This window comes from Bradyrhizobium nanningense (genome assembly GCF_004114535.1).
Lineage (GTDB): Bacteria > Pseudomonadota > Alphaproteobacteria > Rhizobiales > Xanthobacteraceae > Bradyrhizobium > Bradyrhizobium nanningense.
In genome coordinates, this window is the sequence record NZ_LBJC01000033.1 from 60,069 (window position 1) to 80,317 (window position 20,249).

At 63.4% G+C, this 20,249-nt stretch carries 20 protein-coding genes and 1 pseudogene; 12 read left to right on the forward strand and 9 right to left on the reverse strand.

Annotation, left to right across the window (positions count from 1 at the left end):
* The first annotated feature begins 77 nt into the window (after positions 1-77).
* The 4 genes from XH84_RS29080 (at position 78) to tsaA (ending at position 2,731) form a co-directional block, all read left to right on the forward strand.
* On the forward strand, positions 78-1,007 hold the full coding sequence (locus XH84_RS29080) for a lytic transglycosylase domain-containing protein (protein WP_164936414.1): 930 nt from the start codon (positions 78-80) through the stop codon (positions 1,005-1,007).
* A gap of 112 nt (positions 1,008-1,119) precedes the next feature.
* Positions 1,120-1,860, forward strand: a complete 741-nt coding sequence (locus tag XH84_RS29085) for an AzlC family ABC transporter permease (protein ID WP_128920548.1) — start codon at positions 1,120-1,122, stop codon at positions 1,858-1,860.
* Entirely contained in the window at positions 1,857-2,207 is a 351-nt protein-coding gene (locus XH84_RS29090; RefSeq protein WP_128920549.1) for an AzlD domain-containing protein, read from the forward strand. The genes XH84_RS29085 and XH84_RS29090 overlap by 4 nt, the downstream gene beginning before the upstream one ends.
* A gap of 32 nt (positions 2,208-2,239) precedes the next feature.
* A complete protein-coding gene (gene tsaA, locus XH84_RS29095) occupies positions 2,240-2,731 on the forward strand; it encodes a tRNA (N6-threonylcarbamoyladenosine(37)-N6)-methyltransferase TrmO (protein ID WP_128920550.1) in 492 nt (163 codons plus the stop codon).
* Between the two features lie 123 nt (positions 2,732-2,854).
* Here tsaA and XH84_RS29100 read toward each other — a convergent pair whose 3' ends face one another.
* From XH84_RS29100 to XH84_RS29115, 4 genes are all read right to left on the reverse strand, one after another.
* A complete protein-coding gene (locus XH84_RS29100; RefSeq protein ID WP_128920551.1) occupies positions 2,855-3,283 on the reverse strand; it encodes an HIT family protein in 429 nt (142 codons plus the stop codon).
* 53 nt (positions 3,284-3,336) lie between these two features.
* Complete coding sequence (locus tag XH84_RS29105; protein WP_128920552.1) at positions 3,337-4,593, reverse strand: GNAT family N-acetyltransferase; 1,257 nt, start codon at positions 4,591-4,593, stop codon at positions 3,337-3,339.
* Positions 4,594-4,811: 218 nt separating this feature from the next.
* Positions 4,812-5,558 (reverse strand): glycerophosphodiester phosphodiesterase, encoded by a 747-nt coding sequence (locus XH84_RS29110; protein WP_128920553.1) that lies wholly within the window; start codon positions 5,556-5,558, stop codon positions 4,812-4,814.
* A 6-nt stretch (positions 5,559-5,564) separates the two neighbouring features.
* On the reverse strand, positions 5,565-6,032 hold the full coding sequence (locus tag XH84_RS29115; RefSeq protein ID WP_018321130.1) for a RidA family protein: 468 nt from the start codon (positions 6,030-6,032) through the stop codon (positions 5,565-5,567).
* Positions 6,033-6,277: 245 nt separating this feature from the next.
* Between XH84_RS29115 and XH84_RS29120 the strand changes: the two genes are divergently transcribed.
* Together XH84_RS29120 and XH84_RS29130 are read left to right on the forward strand one after the other, a co-directional pair.
* The gene (locus tag XH84_RS29120) at positions 6,278-7,123 is read left to right on the forward strand and encodes a cell envelope integrity EipB family protein (protein ID WP_128920554.1); all 846 of its coding nucleotides are present in this window, start codon (positions 6,278-6,280) and stop codon (positions 7,121-7,123) included.
* 264 nt (positions 7,124-7,387) lie between these two features.
* Positions 7,388-7,789, forward strand: coding sequence for a RidA family protein (locus XH84_RS29130; RefSeq protein WP_128920555.1), 402 nt, complete (start codon positions 7,388-7,390; stop codon positions 7,787-7,789).
* A 39-nt stretch (positions 7,790-7,828) separates the two neighbouring features.
* On the opposite strand, the gene XH84_RS29135 is transcribed toward XH84_RS29130, so the two are convergent.
* The 3 genes from XH84_RS29135 to XH84_RS29145 are packed head-to-tail and all read right to left on the reverse strand — an operon-like array spanning position 7,829 to position 9,824.
* Positions 7,829-8,227 (reverse strand): ACT domain-containing protein, encoded by a 399-nt coding sequence (locus XH84_RS29135; protein WP_128920556.1) that lies wholly within the window; start codon positions 8,225-8,227, stop codon positions 7,829-7,831.
* Entirely contained in the window at positions 8,227-9,516 is a 1,290-nt protein-coding gene (locus tag XH84_RS29140; RefSeq protein ID WP_128920557.1) for a DNA polymerase IV, read from the reverse strand. Before XH84_RS29140 ends, XH84_RS29135 begins: the two co-directional genes overlap by 1 nt.
* Positions 9,513-9,824, reverse strand: coding sequence for a DUF3572 domain-containing protein (locus XH84_RS29145; RefSeq protein ID WP_128920558.1), 312 nt, complete (start codon positions 9,822-9,824; stop codon positions 9,513-9,515). The genes XH84_RS29140 and XH84_RS29145 overlap by 4 nt, the downstream gene beginning before the upstream one ends.
* 238 nt (positions 9,825-10,062) lie before the next feature.
* Here XH84_RS29145 and XH84_RS29150 point away from each other — a divergent pair, with 238 nt between their 5' ends.
* Together XH84_RS29150 and XH84_RS29155 are read left to right on the forward strand one after the other, a co-directional pair.
* The gene (locus XH84_RS29150) at positions 10,063-10,428 is read left to right on the forward strand and encodes a response regulator (protein WP_008130064.1); all 366 of its coding nucleotides are present in this window, start codon (positions 10,063-10,065) and stop codon (positions 10,426-10,428) included.
* Between the two features lie 14 nt (positions 10,429-10,442).
* Entirely contained in the window at positions 10,443-11,816 is a 1,374-nt protein-coding gene (locus XH84_RS29155; RefSeq protein WP_128920559.1) for a PleD family two-component system response regulator, read from the forward strand.
* Between the two features lie 297 nt (positions 11,817-12,113).
* Here the strand turns inward: XH84_RS29155 and XH84_RS29160 are convergent, their stop codons facing one another.
* A complete protein-coding gene (locus tag XH84_RS29160; protein WP_128920560.1) occupies positions 12,114-12,719 on the reverse strand; it encodes a TetR/AcrR family transcriptional regulator in 606 nt (201 codons plus the stop codon).
* Positions 12,720-12,849: 130 nt separating this feature from the next.
* Here XH84_RS29160 and XH84_RS29165 point away from each other — a divergent pair, with 130 nt between their 5' ends.
* The gene (locus tag XH84_RS29165) at positions 12,850-14,088 is read left to right on the forward strand and encodes an MFS transporter (protein ID WP_128920561.1); all 1,239 of its coding nucleotides are present in this window, start codon (positions 12,850-12,852) and stop codon (positions 14,086-14,088) included.
* A gap of 108 nt (positions 14,089-14,196) precedes the next feature.
* On the opposite strand, the gene XH84_RS29170 is transcribed toward XH84_RS29165, so the two are convergent.
* Entirely contained in the window at positions 14,197-14,859 is a 663-nt protein-coding gene (locus tag XH84_RS29170) for a nucleoside/nucleotide kinase family protein (protein WP_245471885.1), read from the reverse strand.
* Positions 14,860-15,094: 235 nt separating this feature from the next.
* Between XH84_RS29170 and XH84_RS29175 the strand changes: the two genes are divergently transcribed.
* The 3 genes and pseudogenes from XH84_RS29175 to XH84_RS29185 all read left to right on the forward strand — a co-directional run.
* Positions 15,095-16,597: an MmgE/PrpD family protein gene (locus tag XH84_RS29175; RefSeq protein ID WP_164936398.1), complete on the forward strand. Its 1,503-nt coding sequence runs from the start codon at positions 15,095-15,097 to the stop codon at positions 16,595-16,597.
* Between the two features lie 135 nt (positions 16,598-16,732).
* The gene (locus XH84_RS29180) at positions 16,733-19,873 is read left to right on the forward strand and encodes a GAF domain-containing protein (RefSeq protein WP_245471886.1); all 3,141 of its coding nucleotides are present in this window, start codon (positions 16,733-16,735) and stop codon (positions 19,871-19,873) included.
* Positions 19,870-20,090: pseudogene (locus tag XH84_RS29185) on the forward strand (response regulator transcription factor); the annotation flags it as partial. The gene XH84_RS29180 and the pseudogene XH84_RS29185, both read left to right, overlap by 4 nt.
* Positions 20,091-20,249 lie beyond the last annotated feature (159 nt).

Sequence of the window (20,249 nt, forward strand, 5' to 3'; positions counted from 1 at the left end):
TTGTTGCACGCCGCGCCGGTGGGCGCCACTGCCATGCCTGCCCGCGATGGGTGCAGATTGCATCGGGCATCGTCACCATGCTGCTCGTCCTGACGTCACAGGTTGCGGCCTCGGACAGCCCGCCTGCCAAGACCGATGCCGCCGTTCCCGCCGCCGAGGAGCCCGCGAAGCCGCCGGAGAAGTCCGATGCGCGTGAGAACGATACGCGGGAGTCGATCTGCCTGATCATCGAGGCCGCCGCGCGCGACGCCAATCTGCCGCTCGAATTCTTCGCCCGGGTGATCTGGCAGGAGAGCCGCTTCCAGGCCGATGCAGTCGGCCCCATGACGCGCAGCGGCGAGCACGCACAGGGGATCGCGCAGTTCATGCCGGGCACGGCGAGCGAGCGCGGGCTGCTCAATCCGTTCAATCCGGTGCAGGCATTGCCGAAGTCGGCGGAGTTTCTCAACGAGCTGCGCAACCAGTTCGGCAATCTCGGCCTTGCCGCCGCTGCCTACAACGCAGGTCCGCGGCGCGTGCAGGAATGGCTCGCCGGCACCGGCGGCATGCCGGAGCAGACCCGCAGCTACGTCTTCGCCATCACCGGCACGAGCCTCGATGCCTGGGTCAAGGCAGGCGCGACCGGCAAGGGACCGCCGAGCTCGCCGCCGACGAGCTGCCGCGATCTGATGGCGCTGCTCAAGCGCGCGCCGAATGCCTTCGTCGCCGAGCTCGAGCAGCATGTGGAGCTTGCGGCCGCAAAGGTCTGGGGCGTCCAGCTCGCTGCCGGCTTCGACCGCAACAGGGCGCTGGCGATGTATTCCCGCGCGGTCACGCGGCTCGGCGCCGTGATTGGCGACCGCGATCCGAGCCTGCTGTCATCCGTGATGCGCAGCCGCGGCACGCGCGCCTTCTACCAGGTGCGCATCGGTGCAGACACGCGCAGCGAGGCGGATGATCTGTGCAACCGGATACGAAAGGCTGGCGGAGCCTGTTTCGTGCTGAAGAATAGGGGCGTGAGCGGATAGGGTGCCCCGTCAGCGCCGACGCTGCGCATGCCAGCCCCGCCGCGCGCTTCCTTGACGCGAGCCGCCGTCTCGCCCGTTATGCAGGCACGATTCCTCACCAGCCAAAGCTCCCGTGGCGCTGCCTCCGCTCGATTCACCGCAATGGAATAGCCCCTGGCTTGCCTTCGGCTGGGGGCTGCGTTCGATCACGCAGACGATCCTCACCATCGTGCTGTTCGTGACCTATCTCGGCATCGGCGCGCTCGCCCATGACACCCATTTCAGCCTGCTCTGGGCGCTGTGCTCGACGCTGTTCGTCTGGGCGGGCCCGGCGCAGATCATCCTGATCACCACGCTCGGCTCCGGCGCCACCATCATCCAGTCGGCGATTGCAGTCACCGTCAGCGCCATCCGCCTGTTTCCAATGGTGGTCTCGGTGCTGCCGCTGATGCGGACGCCGACGACCAAGCGGCGCGAGCTGGTCTTCGCCGCGCATCTCACCGCGGTGACGCTGTGGGTGGAGTGCCATCGCTTCCTGCCGCTTGTGCCGCGTGAGCGGCGCATCGCCTTCGTTCACGGGCTCGGCTGCGGCCTCGTCTCGGTGTGCCTCGTTGCCAACACCGTCGGCTATTTCCTCGCCGCCAACCTGACGCAGACGCTTGGCGCGGCGATCCTGTTGCTGACGCCGCTGTCCTTCCTTTTCTCGACCGCGCGCAACAGCCGCGAGGTCGCCGACGTCGTCGCGCTCGTGCTGGGGATCTTCCTGTATCCGCTGGCCGCAAAGATGAGCTCCGGCGTCGATATCCTGGTCAGCGGGGTGGTGGCCGGCACGATCGCCTATGGCGTGCATTGGTGGCGGGAGGTGCGCGCATGAGCTTTGCGCAAGCGATCGGCGACTGGCAGGCGCTCGTCGTGCTGTTCGTCGCCGGCGTCGTTCCTAACCAGATCTGGCGCATGCTGGGTCTGTGGTTCGGCGGCGGCATCGACGAAGGCTCCGAACTGCTGGTCTGGGTGCGGGCGGTCGCCACCGCCATCCTCGCCGGCGTCATCGCCCAGATCGTGGTCGAGCCGCCAGGCGCGCTCGCGAGCGTGCCTGATGTCCTGCGCTATGGCGCGGCGGCCGCCGGCCTCGTCGCCTTCCTGCTGGCCCGCCGCTCGATCTTCGCGGGCGTCGTGACCGGTGAAGTCTTCATGCTGGCCGGCAAGTGGTGGTTGGGCTAAAACCCCCAGCGAACAGCCAAGGAACAGGAAATATGGTTCGCGAACAGGAGCTCCGCGAGGGCGAGGTCGCCATCGAGCTGCCACCGACTAAGGATGCCGGTCTTGTCTTCATCGGCCGCATCCGCACGCCCTGGACGTCGCGGCTGGAGACGCCGCGGCAGGGCCGGCAGGATGGCCCGATCTGCCGTCTCGAAATCTTCGAGCCGTTCGTGCCGGCCATCAAGGGCGTCGATTTCTATAGCAATCTCGAAGTGCTCTACTGGCTCGACCAGTCGCGCCGCGACATCATCCTGCAGAGCCCGAAGAACAACGAGAAAACCCGCGGCACCTTTTCGCTGCGCTCGCCGGTGCGGCCGAACCCGATCGGCACGTCGATCGTGAAGCTGGTCGGTATCGAGGGCAATGCGATCCTGGTGCGCGGGCTCGACTGCCTCGACAATACGCCGCTGATCGACATCAAACCGGATCGGTGCGAGTTCACCCCGCTGGCGGCGCCGCAGAAGGGTGATTTCGAGACGGAGTGAGGGGCGCTCTGCTCCAACCGCCCGTCATTGCGAGCGCAGCGAAGCAATCCAGGCTGTTTCTACGGAGACAGTCTGGATTGCTTCGTCGCGCAAGGGCTCCTCGCAATGACGGAGTGTGTGGCGCTATCCCGCCTTCAACGCCGCGATCAGCTTCGCCGCGTTCTCCTCCAGCACCTTAGTGTCTTCCTTGCGGCTGGCGGGCGGCAGCATCGCCACGCCGTCGTGGCGCGGCATCACGTGCATGTGCAGGTGGAACACCACCTGGCCGCCGGCGGGCTCGTTGAATTGCTGAACGGTGATGCCGTCGGCGCTGAAGGCCTTCATTGCGGCGGCAGCGATCTTGTGCGCGCCGCGGGCGACATGGGCGTAATCGTCGGGCTTGATGTCGAGAATGTTGCGGGCAGAGGCTTTTGGGACCACCAGCGTGTGGCCTGATACCCGCGGCATGATGTCGAGGAAGGCAAGCACGTGCTCGTCCTCGTAGACCTTGTGGCAGGGGAATTCGCCGCGCAGGATTTTTGCGAAGATGTTGTTGGGGTCGTAGGCGGTCATGGCGGCGGCTCCTCGAACAATTTGCGCCTACTGTCACCAGCCACGGCGAGGCGTCAAGGCGCCTCGTCGGCGTCTCTGCGGAACGGGCCGAGCTCGGCAAGCTCGCGTCCGGCCTCCGCAACATAGGCGCGCTCGCGCTTGAGGTAATCGTCGATGGCGCGGCGCAGACCGGGATCGGCGATGAAGTGGGCGGAATGGGTGGTGCGGGGCAGGTAGCCGCGCGCGATCTTGTGCTCACCTTGCGCGCCGGCCTCGACATGCGTGAGGCCACGCTTGATGGCGAAGTCGATCGCCTGGTAATAGCAGACCTCGAAATGCAGGAACGGGTGATGCTCGACCGCGCCCCAGTTGCGGCCGAACAGCGTATCCGACCCGATGAAGTTGATCGCGCCCGCGATCCAACGATTGTTGCGGCGGGCCATCACCAGCAGCACGTCCTCGCTCATGGTCTCGCCGATCAGCGAGAAGAATTCCCGCGTCAGATAAGGCCGGCCCCATTTGCGCGAGCCGGTCTCCATGTAGAATTCGAAGAAGGCATCCCAGGCATCCTCGGTGATGTCTTTGCCCGTCAGCCAGTGGATGGAGATACCTGCGGCCAGCGCATCGCGCCGCTCGCGCTTGATCGATTTGCGGTGGCGCGCGTTCAGCGTCGCCAGGAAATCGTCGAAGCTCGCAAAGCCCTCGTTGTGCCAGTGGAACTGCTGGTCGGTGCGCTGCAGGAAGCCGTGCTTGGCGAGCAGCTTCCACTCGGACTCGCGCGCGAAGGTGACATGGACGGAGGAGGCCTTGCTGACGCCGCACAGCGCTATGAGGCCACTCGCCAGCGCGTCCATGATGCGCTCGCGGTCGACGCCGTCGCGGACCAGCAGCCGCGGCCCGGTCGCCGGGGTGAAGGGAACCGAGACCTGGAGCTTCGGATAATAGCGCCCGCCGGCGCGCTCATAGGCGTCCGCCCAGCCGCGGTCGAAGACGTACTCGCCTTGGGAATGCGATTTCAGATAGCAGGGCACGATTCCGGCGACGCGGCCATCGATCTTGGCCACGAGATGCCGCGGGTCCCAGCCAGTGCGGATCGTCGCCGAACCCGATTTCTCAACGGCAGACAGAAATGCGTGCGAAACGAACGGGTTATAGGCAGGTTTTGAGAGGCTGAGGGAATCGCCTGGAAGGGGGGATGAAGTTCCCGGGCCATGCCCGTTGCAGGCCTTCTCGTTAAGGGCCTTGCCGGGATTGGCGCAAGCGTCCCAATCCTCCGGCGAGACCTCGCCAATGGACGGTACAGCCTCGAGGGTAATTTCGGATGATGCCATCGACCCCCAAGATCGTGCATTGCAGCAGCGACTTCAAGGGGGTGGGGAAGGCACGCTCTCGGTGCCCCGGACGCAGCGCAGCACGCAGGCGATGCGAAGCATCGTCCGGCGTGGTGCGCTGCTGCGCCGGGGCCCATGTGGCCGCACAGTCTGGCGCCTTCTGGTGCTCTGCGCTGTGACGCTGACGCGTTGCACCTTGTCCGGGACACGGGCAAGACCTACGGCACGAACCCTTCAAAAATCATCTGGTCCGCATATTGCCCGACCCGCGTCCGCTGCTCGCCCGTGCGGACGGTCCAGCCGAGCAGGGCGCAACCGAAGACGTTGCGGGCGATCCAGGGGGCGGGGGCCGGGAGGTCGTCGACCCGAAAGGCCACGAAGTGGGGCTGGGTCCGAAAGCCGTGGCGCAGATAGAGCATGCTGTCGCGCTGCTCCCGCGTGAGCTTGGCCCAGTAATCGTCCTCATAGGCGCGCTGCGCGACGATGCCGCGCGGGCGGTTGGGCAACAGCTCGCGCAGCGCCAGCACCTGGTCGGGATCGAAGGACATGCCGACGGCTGGCCCGTCATAGGACGCCAGCACCTCGGCCATCCGCTTCACCAGCTTGCGGTCGCCGCCAAAATGGCTCTTCACCTCGATCACCAGCGGCACGCGGCCGGCGACGAGGGCGCAGAGGTCGGACAGCGACATCATCCGCTCGCCCGTGTCCTTGAACCTGATTGCCTTCAGCTCGGCCGCAGTCTTCGAGATCACCTCGCCGGTGGCCTCGGTGAGGCGGCCGAGGGCATGGTCGTGATGCACCATGGCCTCGCCGTCGGCGGAGGGCTGGATGTCGACCTCGATCGAGAAATTTCCTGCGATCGCGGCTTGCACCGCGCCCGGCATGTTCTCGACGATGCCACGGGAGATGTCATGCAGGCCGCGATGGGCGACCGGCCGGGCCGTCAGCCAATCAGGAGCGCGCATTTTCCGTCAGGCGACCTCGAACACGCCGTCGACCTCGACTGCCGCATCCGCGGGCAGCGAGGCGACGCCGACGGTGGTGCGGGCATGGCGGCCCTTGTCACCGAAGGCCGCGACCATCAGGTCGGAGGCGCCGTTGAGCACCTTTGGCCCGTCCAGGAAGTCCGGCGCCGAATTGATGAAGCCGCCGAGGCGCACCACGCGCACCACCTTGTCGAGATCGCCCAGTGCCGCCTTGACCTGAGCCAGCAGGTTCACCGCGCAGCCGCGAGCGGCCGCAGCGCCGTCCTCGATCGAGACGCCGGCACCCAGCTTGCCCTTGGCAATCAGCTTGCCGGCGGGATCGAAACAGACCTGGCCGGAGACGAACAGCAGATTGCCGGTGCGCACGAACGGGACGTAATTGGCGACGGGAGTAGGGGCCTCATGCAGCTTGATACCCTGTTCCGCCAGCTTCTGCTCGACCGTACCTGCCATGTCCGACCTCGTTGTCCAAAAATCATTCGCCCCGGCGCGTCCGCAAGGCCGGGCGCGCCCTGTTTCGCCCATCGGGCCGCCACATGCAAGCAACCCGCAAGAAGATGCTTTTGCCCGCGGCGAGGCAGCAGGTTCAGCGCTGGGGCCGCAACTTTACGTGAAACGGCCTCAGTTGCGACGCAATGGAACGGTCATTAAAATGTCGAATCTGCGCTTCCCCAAGGATGCGTCCTCAAGGAATAGACATGGTGCACCTTTTCCGGACTTCGCTCGGTGTGATGGCGCTCGTCGCGGCCAGTTTCGGCCTTGGCGAGGGCGCAAAGGCCGCCAACGGTCCGTTCCTGCCGCATCAGGCGCTCTATGACCTCAGCCTGGTGAAATCGCGCTCCAACTCGGTCAACAGTGCGCGTGGCCGCATCCTCTACAACTTCACCGGAAGCTCGTGCGAGGGCTACACCTCCGAATTCCGCCAGGTCTCTGAACTCGACAGCGGCGAGGGCAAGGTCACGCTCAGCGACCTCCGTTCCAATTCCTGGGAGGACGCCGCTGGCAAGAGCTACCGCTTCAAGATCGAGACGCGCATGAACGAAGCGGATGCCGGCCGGGTCGACGGCTCGGCCGAGCGCGACGGCGACCACATCAACGTCAAGCTGAAGCTTCCGGCGCCGAAGAGCTTCACCCTCGACGGCAAGATCGTGTTCCCGACCGAGCAGATCCAGCGCATCATCGCCGCTGCGAAAGAAGGCAAATCGCTGCTCGAGCTCTCCGTCTATGACGGCTCCGACGACGGCCAGAAAGTCTACAACACGCTGACCGTGATCGGCCAGCCGATCCCATCCGACCGTGACACCGCGTCCGATCCGACCACATCGGACGAGCACATGAAATCGCTTAAGCGCTGGCCGGTCACCGTCAGTTATTTCGACCGCGACGCCCAGCAGAAGGAAGGTGAGCAGACGCCAGTCTATGCGATGTCCTTCGAGCTCTACGAGAACGGCGTCTCGCGCCAGCTCGTGCTCGATTACAACGACTTCGTCATCTCCGGCGCGATGGGTAAGTTCGACGTCAAGGACAGCAAGCCCTGCAATTGAGGGGGCACTTGCCAGGGCCGCGTGCCGCGTACTTCACTCCATCACCGTCACCCTGAGGCGGCCGCTTCTTCAGCGGCCCTCGAAGGGCGACGGCCCGGCTGCAGCTGCGGGGCCGTGCATCCTTCGAGGCTCGCCGCGCGGAGCTTTGCACCGCGCAGCTCACACCTCAGGATGACGGTGCACGAGGGTTGCTTGTCGCATCTAGCTCTTGTCATGATCTCCAGCTACGCTTCCTTCCAACGAAAAACCTCAGGGAGCCAGCCCATGCCCAAGCTCGACCATCTCCGTCCCAGCGGCCTGCATCACAATCCCGCTTACTCCCACGTCGTCACCGCCTCAGGCGCGCGGACCATCTACATCTCGGGACAGGTCTCGGTGGACGAGGAGGGACGGATCGTCGGCGAAGGCGATATCGCCGCACAGACCACACAGGTGATGCAGAATCTCGGTCACGCGCTGAAAGCGGCCGGCGCGAGTTATTCCAACATCGTCAAGATCACGACCTTTGTCGTGAACTACAAGCCGGAGCTGCGCCCGATCATCGGCAAGGCCCGCTCGGCCTTCTTCGAAGGCATGGAGCCGCCGGCGTCCACGCTTCTCGGCGTCACCGCGCTTGCCGCGCCGGAATGGCTGATCGAGATCGAAGCGATTGCGGTCGCGGATTGATCTGACTGTAGGATCGGGTTTCGCTGCGCTCTACCCATCCTACTCTGCTGACAGCTCTTGTAGAGACGCCATCGCTTCGTCCAGCCGGTCAACGGGCACGAAGAGATGGTCATGATGGAAGGCCGAAACGGCATTCACGCCGATGCCGGCTTCGGCGAGGCGCGCCGTGATCGCCGCCAGGAAGCCGACCGCGTCGAGCGCCGAGTGAACCGTCAGGGTGATCAGCCGCGAGGCAAACGCATAGTGCAGTCCCGCGGCTTCTGCTTCTTCGCGCGGGATCACCAGCGTTGTGCCTTCCTGCTCGCGAAACGTCAGCACTGGGTTGATAATCGCCGGAATGCTCTCATTTGCCGGGATCGTGCAGAACACGAAGATGCCCGGCCGCAGCTCCGGCCTCATGTCTCGCAGCAACACCCGGATGTCGCGTTCTCCCGTCATCACTCCGGCGCCTTCTCCGGGCCGTCATAGGCGATGCCGCGGATCACCGCAGCGCTGCCGAATTTCTTGCGCAAACTGTCCACCGCGCGCTCGGCGTGGGCGGCGCGGCGGTCGAGCATGTCGGTGTCGTCGGCGGCCGAGCCGTTGCGCAGCGCGCTGACGCCGGCGCCCATCAGGCGGAAGGCGGTGCCGTCGATCTCTTTCGCCAGCATCTCGCGGCAGATCGCAAAGATCTTTGCGGCGAGCTGGGTCGGCGCGGCGATCGACTGCGAGCGGGTGCGCTGCCGGAAATCGGCGGTCTTCAGCTTCAGCGTGACGGTCGTGCCGGCGAGCTCGCTGCTCTTCAGCCGCGACGACGTCTTCTCGCATAGCCGCCACAGGATCTTCTCCAGCGTCGCGAAATCGCGGATATCGGTCTCGAAGGTGGTCTCACTGGAAATGGTCTTGGCGCCCCGGTCAGGCTCGACGCGGCGGTCGTCGATGCCGCGCGCGAGCCGCCACAGCCTGCGGCCGTCGCTCGGAAACTGCCGCATCATCTCGATCTCGTCGGCCTTCTGCAAATCGGCGATGATGCGGAAGCCGCGCTGCACGAGGCGCTCCTGCGTGGCGGGGCCGACGCCGAAGATGAAGCCGACCGGCTTGTCCGCCAGCATCACGCGCGCTTCCTCCTGATCGAGCGCGGCAAAGCCGCGCGGCTTGTCGAGGTCGGAGGCGATCTTGGCCAGGAACTTGTTGCAGGACAGGCCGACCGAGACGGAGATGCCGATGTCCCGCTCGACCTCGCGGGCAAAGCGCGCCAGCACCTTTGCCGGGGCCATGCCGTGCACCCGCTCGGTGCCGGAGAGATCGAGGAAAGCCTCGTCGATCGACAGCGGCTCGACCAGCGGCGTCAGGGCCTGCGTGGCCTGGCGCACCTCGCGGCCGACGCGGACATACTTCGCCATGTCGGGCGGGATCACGGTCGCATGCGGGCAGGCTTCGAGCGCCCTAAACATCGGCATCGCCGAGCGCACGCCATAGGTGCGCGCGATATAGCAGGCGGCTGATACCACGCCGCGTTTTCCTCCGCCGATGATGACGGGCTTGTCGGCGATGTCGGGGTTATCGCGCTTCTCGACCGTCGCGTAGAAGGCGTCGCAGTCGATATGAGCGATGGTCAGCGAGCCAAGCGCCCGATGGCGGACGAGGCGAGGGGAACCGCAGGCCGAGCAGCGCCGCACGGCCATATCCAGATCGGCCAGACAATCCCGGCAGAAGCAGCGGGGCCCGGCCGGGACGGGAACGATCACGGCACGTCGCGCTCCCAGGAGGGGGCGCCGAGCGAGTCGCCGAGGACCTGCCGCGCTGCGGCAACGTTGGTCGGATGCAGTTCGACGGAGCTGGCAAAGGCCTTCACGGTGGCGTCGTCCCGCATCACGAAATCGAGCACGCTGAGCAGGAAATTGGGGTCCGCGGCGGCATTGCGCAGGGTCTCCGGACCGACCCCTGTCTCGGCCAGGAACAGGCCCAGCCGCTCGGGCTCGCTCGCGACGAAGGACAGGGCCTGAATCGCAACGATTTCAGCGACTTCGCGGGGGTTGTGAACAGGCTTTTTCAAGGGGACGGTTTGCCTTTCCGTTAACTTTCAGTGTCTACTTTGCATCATGCCCGAGTCTCGCCTCTGAGTCTCCCGACCCCAGACAAGCAACTGGAAACCACATCGCAGAAAGTCGACCCTCGGGTTTAACGAAACTCAAGCGAATCTGAGGCTAGTTTGAATCCAGTTTTCGAAACGCCGGCGAGCGGCGTCTGAGGCGTCACATGTATCGGTCCTTCGGACCAATCAGGAGGGCGGGATGGCCAAGACCGTCCTGATCGTGGAAGACAACGAGCTCAACATGAAGCTCTTCCGCGACCTGTTGGAGGCGCACGGCTACCAGACCTCCGGCACCAGCAACGGCTATGAAGCGCTCGACCTCGTTCGCAAGATGCGGCCCGACCTCGTGCTGATGGATATCCAATTGCCGCAGGTCTCCGGCCTCGAGGTGACGCGCTGGATCAAGGACGATCCGGAACTGCGTTCCATTCCCGTCGTCGCGGTCACGGCGTTCGCGATGAAAGGCGACGAAGAGCGCATCCGCGAGGGCGGCTGCGAGGCCTATTTGTCCAAGCCGATCTCGGTCGGCAAATTCATTGAGACGGTCCGGCGCTTTATCGGATAGGAAGTGAGTTCACAGTGTCTGCGCGTATCCTGGTCGTCGATGACGTCCCCGCCAACGTCAAGCTGTTAGAGGCCCGCCTTTCCGCCGAATATTTCGACGTGATGACCGCCTCGAACGGCACCGAGGCGCTGGCGATCTGTCATCGCGCCGAATGCGACATCATCCTGCTCGACGTGATGATGCCTGATATGGACGGTTACGAAGTCTGCCGCCGCATCAAGTCCGACCCGGCCACGCATCACATTCCCGTCGTCATGGTGACGGCCCTCGACAGTCCCTCCGACCGCAACCGCGGGCTCGAGGCCGGCGCCGATGATTTCCTGACCAAGCCCGTCTCCGACGTCGTGCTGATCGCCCGCGTGCGCTCGCTGACGCGGCTGAAGATGATGACCGATGAGCTGCGCATGCGCGCCATCACCTCGCTCGAGATCGGCATGCAGGCGCCCGAGCGCAGTGCCGTCGCCGACACCGGCAAGGGCGGCCGCATCCTCCTGGTCGACGACCGCCAGTCCTCCTACGAGCGGCTGGCGACGATCCTCGCCGCCGAGCACACCATCGACGTCGAGCCGAACCCGACGGAGGCGCTGTTCCACGCCGCCGAGGGCAATTACGACCTGCTGATCGTCTCGCTCGACCTCAACAATTTCGACGGCCTCAGGCTCTGCAGCCAGGCGCGCTCGCTGGAGCGCACACGCCACGTGCCGATCCTGGCGATCGCGGACCCCGAGAACTCGACCCGGCTGCTCCGCGGCCTCGAGATCGGCGTCAACGACTATTTGCTGCGTCCCATCGACAAGACCGAGCTCCTGGCGCGCGCCCGCACCCAGATCCGCCGCCGCCGCTACACCGATCACTTGCGCGACAACGTGCAGAACTCGATCGAGATGGCGATCACCGACGCGCTCACCGGCCTGCACAATCGCCGCTACATGGAGAGTCATCTGGCAACGCTCGCCGAGCAGGCCGCGACCCGCGGCAAGCCCCTGGCGCTGATGATCCTGGACATCGACTTCTTCAAGTCGATCAACGACAATTACGGCCACGACGCCGGCGACGACGTGCTGCGTGAGTTCGCGGTGCGGGTGCGCAAGTCGATCCGCGGCATTGACCTCGCCTGCCGCTACGGCGGCGAGGAATTCGTCATCGTGATGCCCGAGACCGATCTGCACGTCGCCGGCATGGTCGCCGAGCGCCTGCGCCGCTCGATCGCGGGCGAGCCGTTCGCGATCCACAAAGGGGCGAAGCGCATCGAGGTCACCATCTCGATCGGCCTGACCACGCTGGAGAGAAAGGGCGAGGCGGTCGCCGACGTCCTCAAGCGCGCCGACACCGCGCTCTACCGCGCCAAGCACGACGGCCGCAACCGCGTGGTGTCGCAGGCGGCGTGAGGCCGCTCGCACAAAAAGTGCGAAAACAACCCCATGCACAGTAGCCGGCGCTCGTCGGATCAATGGGTTACGCGCGGGTTGCAAAGGGCCTTGCGCTAGCGGTCGCGCCTTTTGACTTGTCGGGCAAAACAGGAGCATTTTGATCCTGTGGCGGCGGTCTCCCGAACTCCGCCGTCATTCCCCGCGAAAGCGGGAAATCCAGTACGCCGCGGCCTCTCCGTTCAATCACAGCTGCCTCTGGAATACTGGATCACCCGCTTTCGCGGGTGATGACACCGAGCAGTGCGGCGCCGGCGTTTATCGCGGCGGGCGCTTGCGACCCTGCGCCGGCTTCGCATCGCCCCCCACATCCACCCCCGCATTCCGCAACAGCACCGTCGCCGCTTCCTTCGCGGCGCGCGCCATCGCGGGGTCGTCGCGGACGAGGTCCTGGGCGATCGAGCCGTCGACCAAGAGCACCAGCTGCGTTGCGAGCGCGTCCGGGTTCGCCACACCGAGCTCGGTCAGGCGATCGCGAAACCAGAGGCGGCGGCTTTCCTTGAAGGCGATCGCGATCTTTTTCACGGCGCGGTCCGTAGGACCGAGCTCGGCGACCGCGTTCACGAACGGACAGCCGCGAAAATCCTTGGCCGCAAAGCGCCGCTCCAGCGAATCGAAGGTGGCGAGGATCTGCTCGGCCGGCGGCTTGTCGGAAGGGGATGCGTGCACGAAGCGGCGCTCCAGATAGGCCACAATCAGCGCGTCCTTGGAGGGGAAGTGGTTGTAGAGCGTGCGCTTACTGATGCCGATCTCGGCCGCGATGGTGTCGACGCCGATCGCACGAATGCCTTGCAGATAGAACAGCTTGTCGGCGGTGTGAAGGATCCGCTCTTTCATCGTCTGTGGGGCGGGCGGGGGAGCCATGCAGCAGAAAAGCTCCTGTTGGCTTGACAGCACCTGCCAATCATAGCCTAAGTACACAGGTCTGTGTAATCAAAATCGACGGCAAAAGCGGACGGCGGCCTTTGCGCCGTGCCCAAAAGGGAGAAGAAAAATGCCCCTGCTGCAGGTCCTGCGTCCGACCTTGCCGATCCTGATCGGCGCCTCGATCATGCTGACGCTGAGCATGGGGCTGCGGCAGAGCCTCGGCATCTTCATGCAGCCGCTGACGCATGACATCCACATTTCGATCTCGGATTTCACGCTGGCGCTGGCGGTGCAGAACCTCGCCTGGGGCTTTCTCCAGCCGCTCGCCGGCGCGATGACGGTGCGCTACGGCTTCCGTGCCATCATGATCGCGGGCTCGCTGATGTATATTGTAGGCCTTGCGCTGATGGCGACCGCGAACGGGCTGGTCAGCATCATGATCGGCGCCGGCGTCCTGATCGGGACGTCGCTGGCCTGCACCGCGGCTGCGATCGCGATGTCGGTGGCGGCACGCGCGGTGCCCGCAACGGTGCGCTCCACCGTGCTCGGCATCGTCTCCGGCGCAGGCTCGCTCGGCGCGCTCTTGTCGGCACCGATCGGGCAGATGCTCAACGAGGGTTTCGGCTGGCGCGTCGGGCTCGCCGGTTTCGTCGTCATGTCGGTGCTGATGATTCCCGCGGCCTGGTATGCCGGCCGCGTCGATCAGGTCCCGCTGCCCAAGCCTGCCGCCGACGACATCGGCGATGCGAGTGCGGCGTCGGTGACGAAGGCGGCGTTCGGCAACGCCTCCTTCGTGGTGATGACCTGCGCCTATCTCGTCTGCGGCATGCAGCTCGTGTTCCTCACCACGCATCTGCCGTCGTATCTGGCGATCTGCGGCCTCGACCCGATGCTGAGCGCACAGACGCTCGGCATGATCGGCGGCTTCAACGTGCTGGGCTCGCTGTTCTTCGGCTGGGCCGGCCAGCGCTGGAACAAGCTGGCGCTTTTGGGCGGCATCTACATTCTGCGCTCGCTGGCGCTCGCCTGGTACTTCATGCTGCCGGCGACCCCGTTCTCGACGCTGCTGTTCGGCGCGATCATGGGATTCCTCTGGATGGGCGTCGGCCCGCTGGTCGCGGGCGCGGTTGCCGAGATGTTCGGCCTGCGCTGGCAGGCCATGATCCAGGGCCTCGCCTTCATGAGCCACCAGATCGGCAGCTTCCTCGGGGCCTACGGAGGAGGGGTGATCTACGACGCGCTCGGCTCCTACACCATGGCTTGGCGCATCGGCGTCGCGCTGGGGCTAGCCGGTGGCATCGTGCAGGTGGCATTCGCGCTGGTCAGGCCGTCACAACCGCCGGCGCCGGTGCTGCGGACGGCGTAGGCGGCGAGGCGGCTCCAGAGCTTTCGCTTCGGAGCTGGGAGCGGACGACGCGCTGCGTCGTCGTGATCGACAGTCTGTGCGCGCGAGCGGGCTTGCCGCTTGAATTGTTCACGTCACAATCGACGGGGTTGAGAGGTCGTTGTAATCGACGACAATCGTGGCCTTCGCTTCCGGTTGGCAGCTCCGAAGATAGAGCCGCTGCCCGTCAACGTAGCGTCGGTTCGATGGAGCGGCGGGGTCGGGTGATGAGCCATCGCGCGAAGCGCAGCGCGCAACGGACACGGAGAAGTCCGTTCGGAGGAAGATGGAAGCGTCCCAATAGGCGAGCAGTTCAGGCCGGTGCAGGAAGATGCCGTCTATCAGCAAGACGGAAGTGGGCGGTGCCTCCAGGTCATCGGCAGGCACAATGTCGTCGGTCAGATGATCGAAGAAGGCTCGACGATAGCGACGAGAACCACCGGGGCTTAGCGGGTCCAGCAAATATTGCTTCAATGCCGCGTAGTTGTAAGAGTCCTCGAAAAAACCATCCGGTGAATGTCGCCCGCGCCGATATCTGACCGCCCGGGGATGATGAAATCCGTCGACTGATGCTCGAATGACAGGCCGCCCCGCAGCCGCGACGAGGCTTCCGAGTTCATCAGCGAATGTGGTCTTTCCGGCTCCGTCAACGCCATCGATAGCGACCCGGACCGTCCGATCTGGCGAGATTGCGACAAGGCGGTCGGCCAAGCCGGATAGAAGCTTTCTTCTCTTGTCCATCTGGATCGACATGCGCCGGGATCAAGTCACTTGAACCTACGATGGAGTTGGTCACGTCTGCAATTGGCCTCAGGGGAACACCACGAGAACCACTGCCATGTCTATTGTCCGCGGGGAAACCGGACGTTGTCCCACTCATGGGCTGACTGCCGTTTTTGACCCATCTCAGACGTTGCCCCTAGCCCGATAGCAGCGCACCATGCTTTAATCTGACTGCCATTGCTGCGATTTCATAATGGAGACATTCATGGAACGTCGTGAGTTTTTGGTGCGAACCGCAACTGCCGTTTCCGCTACTCTCCTTCTGGAAAGCTTCCGGTCCGACCGTTATCATTTCGTCGGTTCAGTGCTTGCTGCTGGCAACGGCGACGGCCAGAAGGCGACACTCGAGCAAAGATTTGCCGATTTTGCATTAGCGATACGATATGAGGTTTTGCCCGCTGAGGTTATCACGTCGGTCAAGCGCGTCCTTCTTGACACACTCGGATGCGCATTTGGATCGGTAGGATCCGAGCCCGCAAATATAGCCGAGACAACCATTCGCAAGACGTTCGGAGATGGCAATACAGCGACAGTGATCGGCTATCCGCGACCCGCTACCATAGAAGGTGCACTGTTCGTCAATGGAGTCCTCGTCCGTTCACTCGACATGAACGACACCTACATCGGCACCGAGCCGCTTCATCCAAGCGAGGTGATTCCCGCAGCGCTTGCGCTCTGCGAAGAGCAAGGCCGAAGTGGCCGCGATCTCATCGAGGCGATGGTTGTCGGCTATGAGGCCAGTATGCGCGTCAATGATGCCATCTCCTTCATCGAACGAGGATTCCATCCGTTGTGTGCAGCCTCGTACGGCATTCCTTTGATTGCGGGCAAGGTCTGGGGGCTTCCAAAGCGGGCGCTCGCAAACGCGGTCGGAATATCTGGCGCACGTGGTTTCACAAGTTTTGCCGTCAATAGCGGCGCGATCAGTATGATGAAGGCCATGGGGCTCGCGGCGACCGCGGCCGATGGCGTTTTCGCAACGCGACTGGCCGCGCAGGGCTTTACCGGCCCATCTGGCACGCTGGAATGGCTGGCCTCAAAAATGAAACCTCCCAAGGAGGAGTTTGCCGTCGACCTCGAACTTGCGCGATACCGGCTGCCCCGCGTGGCATTCAAGCGTTTCCCTGTTCAGATCGAGTTGCAGGCTGTGGCAGAGGCCGGTGTGCTGCTTGCTGCAAGGATCAAAGGGCGAGCACAAGATATACGGGCGATCACGGTTGAGACCTATCCCGGAATTATCGAGCGCGTAGCAGATCCTCCGAAATTCCGGCCGCAGACCAAGGGTACCGCTGATCACAGTCTTCCCGTGTGCCTCGCCATGGCTCTTGTCGACGGTGATGTGACAGTCTCACAATTCGAGCACGACCGCTGGCGGGACCTGGACGTGATGGCCTTGGTGGACAAGACCTCCGTAAAACCCGGAGAATCTCTCATTGCAAAACTGCCAAGGGGCCGCGGCGCAAGCGTCGAGATTGTCCTCGCAGATGGTCAGTCCGCGCGCGAGACAGTGGAGGTTCCCGAAGGCGATGCACTACGCCCGCTCGCGCGAGCGTCACTCGAACGAAAGTTCATGAATTTTGCCGTGCCAGTCGTTGGTAAGGCTGCTGGAGAGCGCGTCATGTCGCTCGTCGATGGTATCGAGGACCTAAGCAATGTCCAGGAGTTGACCCAGGAGCTGAAAGGGATGGGAAAACAAGACCCGTCGTGACCTGATGGGCCTGTCGATCTTCGAATTTGGTCAGGAACGGAGTGGGTAGACTAATTTGATGCACTGTGGATGAGCGCTTCCGGCATGTTGAGCGGCTCAGTACCTTCAGAGAAGACAATGAAGCGACGCTTAAGTATGGGCTACAAACCCGGTAAATCGGCCGGCGACAAGGCGGCGACGCCAAGTAAATCCAAAGCGATGCCCGGCGATCGTTTGGCGACGACCGCGCAGCAAAGACGCTTAAGACGCGAGCGCGATGAGGCGCTCGAGCGGGAGAAAGCCACCGCTGAAGTGCTACGGGTCATCAATTCATCGGCCGGCGATTTGGAACCGGTATTCAATGCGATGGTCGAAAATGCGCTCCGGCTTTGTCAAGCCGAGTTCGGAAATTTGTTTCTCTACGATGGCAAGGAGTTCGCCACGGCCGCGCTGCATGGCGCTCCCCCGGCCTATGCTGAGGCGCGACGTCACGGCGGGGTGGTCCGTCACCCCCATCCGGATGTTCCCTTAAACCGCGTCATTCGCACGAAGGAGGTTATTCACATTGCGGACGTCAGAAACGAACAAAGCTACATCGATCGCGACCCACGATTCTCCGAGCTTGTCGACATCGCCGGAGCGCGTACCCTTCTACTTGTGCCAATGCTTAAGGATGACAAACTGGTCGGCGCCTTCGCCATCTACCGCCGGGAGGTCCGGTCTTTTGGAAGCAAGCAGATCGAGCTGGTCCGGAATTTCTCAGCCCAAGCTGTCATTGCAATCGAGAACGCAAGGCTGCTGAAGGAGTTGCGCCAGCGCACGAATGATCTCAGCGAAGCACTGCAGTTCCAGACAGGCAGTGCCGACATCCTCCGCGTTATCGCCTCGTCCCCGACCGATGTCGGGCCGGTTCTCAACGCGATCGTCGAAAGTGCCTGCGCGCTCTGTGGGGCCTATGACGCCGTCATCGTGCTCCAGGGAGCCGACGAACTACACCTTGGTGCCCATCATGGCCCGATTGCCATGAATCAGAAGCGCTGGTCCAACGACCGGGCCTCGATCTCGGGCCGCGCCGTGGCCGACCGGCACCCGGTCCATGTGCACGACGTGCTTTCCGATGAAGGCACGGACTTCGCGATAGCGCGCGAAATGTCACGTGTCGATGGCTGCCGCACACTCCTTGGCACGCCGCTGCTGCGTGATGGCGAAAGCATCGGCGCGATCGTGCTTCGTCGGTCGGAGGTCAATCCGTTCAGCGACAAGCAGATTGCCTTGCTCCAAACATTTGCCGATCAGGCGGTAATCGCCATAGGCAACGTCCGCCTCTTCGAGGAGGTGCAGGCGCGAACGCACGAGTTGACCGAATCGCTGGAGCAGCAGACCGCAACATCGGAAGTGCTGAGCGTTATCAGCCGATCGGCCGGCGATCTCGCACCGGTGTTCGACGCGATGCTGAGCAAGGCGATGCAGCTCTGCGGCGCTAGTTTTGGCGTGCTCAACACCTACGATGGCAGGCAATTCTACACGGCGGCCACTTATGGTCTGCCCCTCGCATACGATGAGGCTCGACGTAAGCAGCCTCTCCAATATGGTCCTGCCACAGCGCCCGCGCGCCTCTTGAAGGGTGAAGCATTCGTCGAAATCACCGACCTGCTCGAGTCGGACGCCTATCGCAGCGGAGATTCCAACCGGCGGGCGCTGGTCGACCTCGGCGGTGCACGCTGCCTGCTCGCGGTGCCGTTACTCAACGACGAGCGAGTGGTAGGCAACGTCATGATCTTCCGGCAGGAAATCCGGCGCTTTTCCGAAAAGCAGATCGCGCTCCTGCAGCAATTTGCTGCCCAGGCGGTCATTGCCATCGAGAACACGCGGTTGCTCAGCGAACTGCGCAAGCGAACCGAGGATTTGAGCGAGTCGCTGCAACAGCAGACGGCTACCGCCGACGTGCTCAAGGTGATTAGTCGCTCGGCCTTCGACTTGCAGGCCGTGCTCAATACGTTGGTCGAATCGGCGGCGCGACTATGCGAAGCCGATATGGCGGCGATCACCCGCAAGACCGGCGATGCTTATTTCCGGGCGGGTTCCTACGGCTTTCCAGCCGAATTCGCCGAGTATGTAAGGGATCTCCCGGTCCGGCCCGACAAGCGCACCATCACGGGCCGGACTTTGCTCGGCGACAAGATAGTCCATGTTACCGATGTGCTTGAAGACACTGATTACTTTTTCGAAGGCCAGGAATTAAGCGGCAATCCGCGCAGCTTTCTTGGCGTGCCCTTGCTACGCGAAGGCAATCCGGTCGGCGCCATTGTCCTTGCACGTCGCGAAGTCCGGCCATTCAGCGAAAAGCAAATCGAGCTCGTTACGAGCTTCGCCGATCAGGCCGTCATCGCGATCGAGAATGTGCGCCTCTTTGATGAAGTACAGTCCCGCACCCGGGAACTTGCAGCCTCACTCGACGACCTCCGTACCGCGCAGGACCGGCTGATCCAGACCGAAAAGCTTGCCTCACTCGGACAGCTCACCGCCGGCATTGCGCATGAGATCAAGAACCCGCTCAACTTCGTCAACAACTTCGCCCTGCTGTCGTCGGAACTGACGGACGAGCTCAACAATATTCTGAACTCCGCCAGTCTCACCAGTAATATCCGCGACGAAGTCGACGAATTGACAGGCCTTTTGAAGGACAATCTGCAGAAGGTCATCCAGCACGGCAAGCGCGCCGATTCCATCGTCAAGAACATGCTGCTGCATTCGCGCGAAGGCAGCGGCGAGCACCGGCTGACTGACGTGAACAACCTAGTCGAAGAGAGCCTCAATTTAGCCTACCACGGCGCGCGCGCCGAAAAGCCGCAGTTCAACGTCGCGCTGCAGCGCGACTTTGATTCGGAAGCCGGTATGGTCGAGGTATTCCCGCAGGAAATCACCCGCGTGCTGCTCAACTTGCTTTCCAACGGCTTCTACGCAGTGGGCCAGCGCAAAGTCGACAACGGCAGCGGCGAATTCGAGCCGATGATCACCGCCAGCACGCGCGGGGCCAGCGATCATGTCGAGATCCGGATCCGCGACAACGGCACCGGTATCCCGCCCGAGGTGAAGGAGAAGATGTTCAACCCATTTTTCACCACTAAGCCAGCGGGGGAAGGCACAGGGCTCGGCCTGTCCATAAGCCACGACATCGTCGTGAAGCAACACGGCGGGATGATCGAGGTCGTGAGCGAACCCGGTGCGTTCACCGAGTTCATTCTCACACTTCAACGAAAGGGTCAGCGCAAAGCAACCCCTGGGGAGACCAAGTGAGCATCTACATCATGGTAGTTGATGATGAGCCGGATGTCGAAAGCATGTTTCGTCATCATTTTCGGCGTGACTTGCGATCGGGGCGCTTCGTGATGCAGTTTGCTTTGTCCGCGCTGGGGCAGATGAGAGCGATCCCAGACCCATCACTGATTCTGACCCTGTCAGACATCAACATGCCAGGCATGACAGGGCTGAGATGCTTCCGAAAGTGAGGGCACAAGACTGCCGCAGTGCAACATGCCCGCTTCCCAATCCATCCGGTCCTATTTGACTTGCAGGTGGCGGCTGTCCGCATCTCCTGCGCATCCCAATGTTTGGTATATTGATATGTGCCGGGTTCATCCAAGAAGGCCCGCAGGAAAAAATTGATCCCCGG

What these genes read in the sequence shown, in the direction of transcription:
- XH84_RS29080 (WP_164936414.1), top strand. Translation starts at nt 78, where the DNA reads ATGCTGCTCGTCCTGACGTCACAGGTTGCGGCCTCGGACAGCCCGCCT.
- XH84_RS29090 (WP_128920549.1), top strand. Translation starts at nt 1,857, where the DNA reads ATGAGCTTTGCGCAAGCGATCGGCGACTGGCAGGCGCTCGTCGTGCTG.
- tsaA (WP_128920550.1), top strand. Translation starts at nt 2,240, where the DNA reads ATGGTTCGCGAACAGGAGCTCCGCGAGGGCGAGGTCGCCATCGAGCTG.
- XH84_RS29100 (WP_128920551.1), bottom strand. Translation starts at nt 3,283, where the DNA reads ATGACCGCCTACGACCCCAACAACATCTTCGCAAAAATCCTGCGCGGC.
- XH84_RS29105 (WP_128920552.1), bottom strand. Translation starts at nt 4,593, where the DNA reads ATGGCATCATCCGAAATTACCCTCGAGGCTGTACCGTCCATTGGCGAG.
- XH84_RS29110 (WP_128920553.1), bottom strand. Translation starts at nt 5,558, where the DNA reads ATGCGCGCTCCTGATTGGCTGACGGCCCGGCCGGTCGCCCATCGCGGC.
- XH84_RS29115 (WP_018321130.1), bottom strand. Translation starts at nt 6,032, where the DNA reads ATGGCAGGTACGGTCGAGCAGAAGCTGGCGGAACAGGGTATCAAGCTG.
- XH84_RS29120 (WP_128920554.1), top strand. Translation starts at nt 6,278, where the DNA reads ATGGTGCACCTTTTCCGGACTTCGCTCGGTGTGATGGCGCTCGTCGCG.
- XH84_RS29130 (WP_128920555.1), top strand. Translation starts at nt 7,388, where the DNA reads ATGCCCAAGCTCGACCATCTCCGTCCCAGCGGCCTGCATCACAATCCC.
- XH84_RS29135 (WP_128920556.1), bottom strand. Translation starts at nt 8,227, where the DNA reads ATGACGGGAGAACGCGACATCCGGGTGTTGCTGCGAGACATGAGGCCG.
- XH84_RS29150 (WP_008130064.1), top strand. Translation starts at nt 10,063, where the DNA reads ATGGCCAAGACCGTCCTGATCGTGGAAGACAACGAGCTCAACATGAAG.
- XH84_RS29160 (WP_128920560.1), bottom strand. Translation starts at nt 12,719, where the DNA reads ATGGCTCCCCCGCCCGCCCCACAGACGATGAAAGAGCGGATCCTTCAC.
- XH84_RS29165 (WP_128920561.1), top strand. Translation starts at nt 12,850, where the DNA reads ATGCCCCTGCTGCAGGTCCTGCGTCCGACCTTGCCGATCCTGATCGGC.
- XH84_RS29170 (WP_245471885.1), bottom strand. Translation starts at nt 14,859, where the DNA reads ATGTCGATCCAGATGGACAAGAGAAGAAAGCTTCTATCCGGCTTGGCC.
- XH84_RS29175 (WP_164936398.1), top strand. Translation starts at nt 15,095, where the DNA reads ATGGAACGTCGTGAGTTTTTGGTGCGAACCGCAACTGCCGTTTCCGCT.
- XH84_RS29180 (WP_245471886.1), top strand. Translation starts at nt 16,733, where the DNA reads ATGGGCTACAAACCCGGTAAATCGGCCGGCGACAAGGCGGCGACGCCA.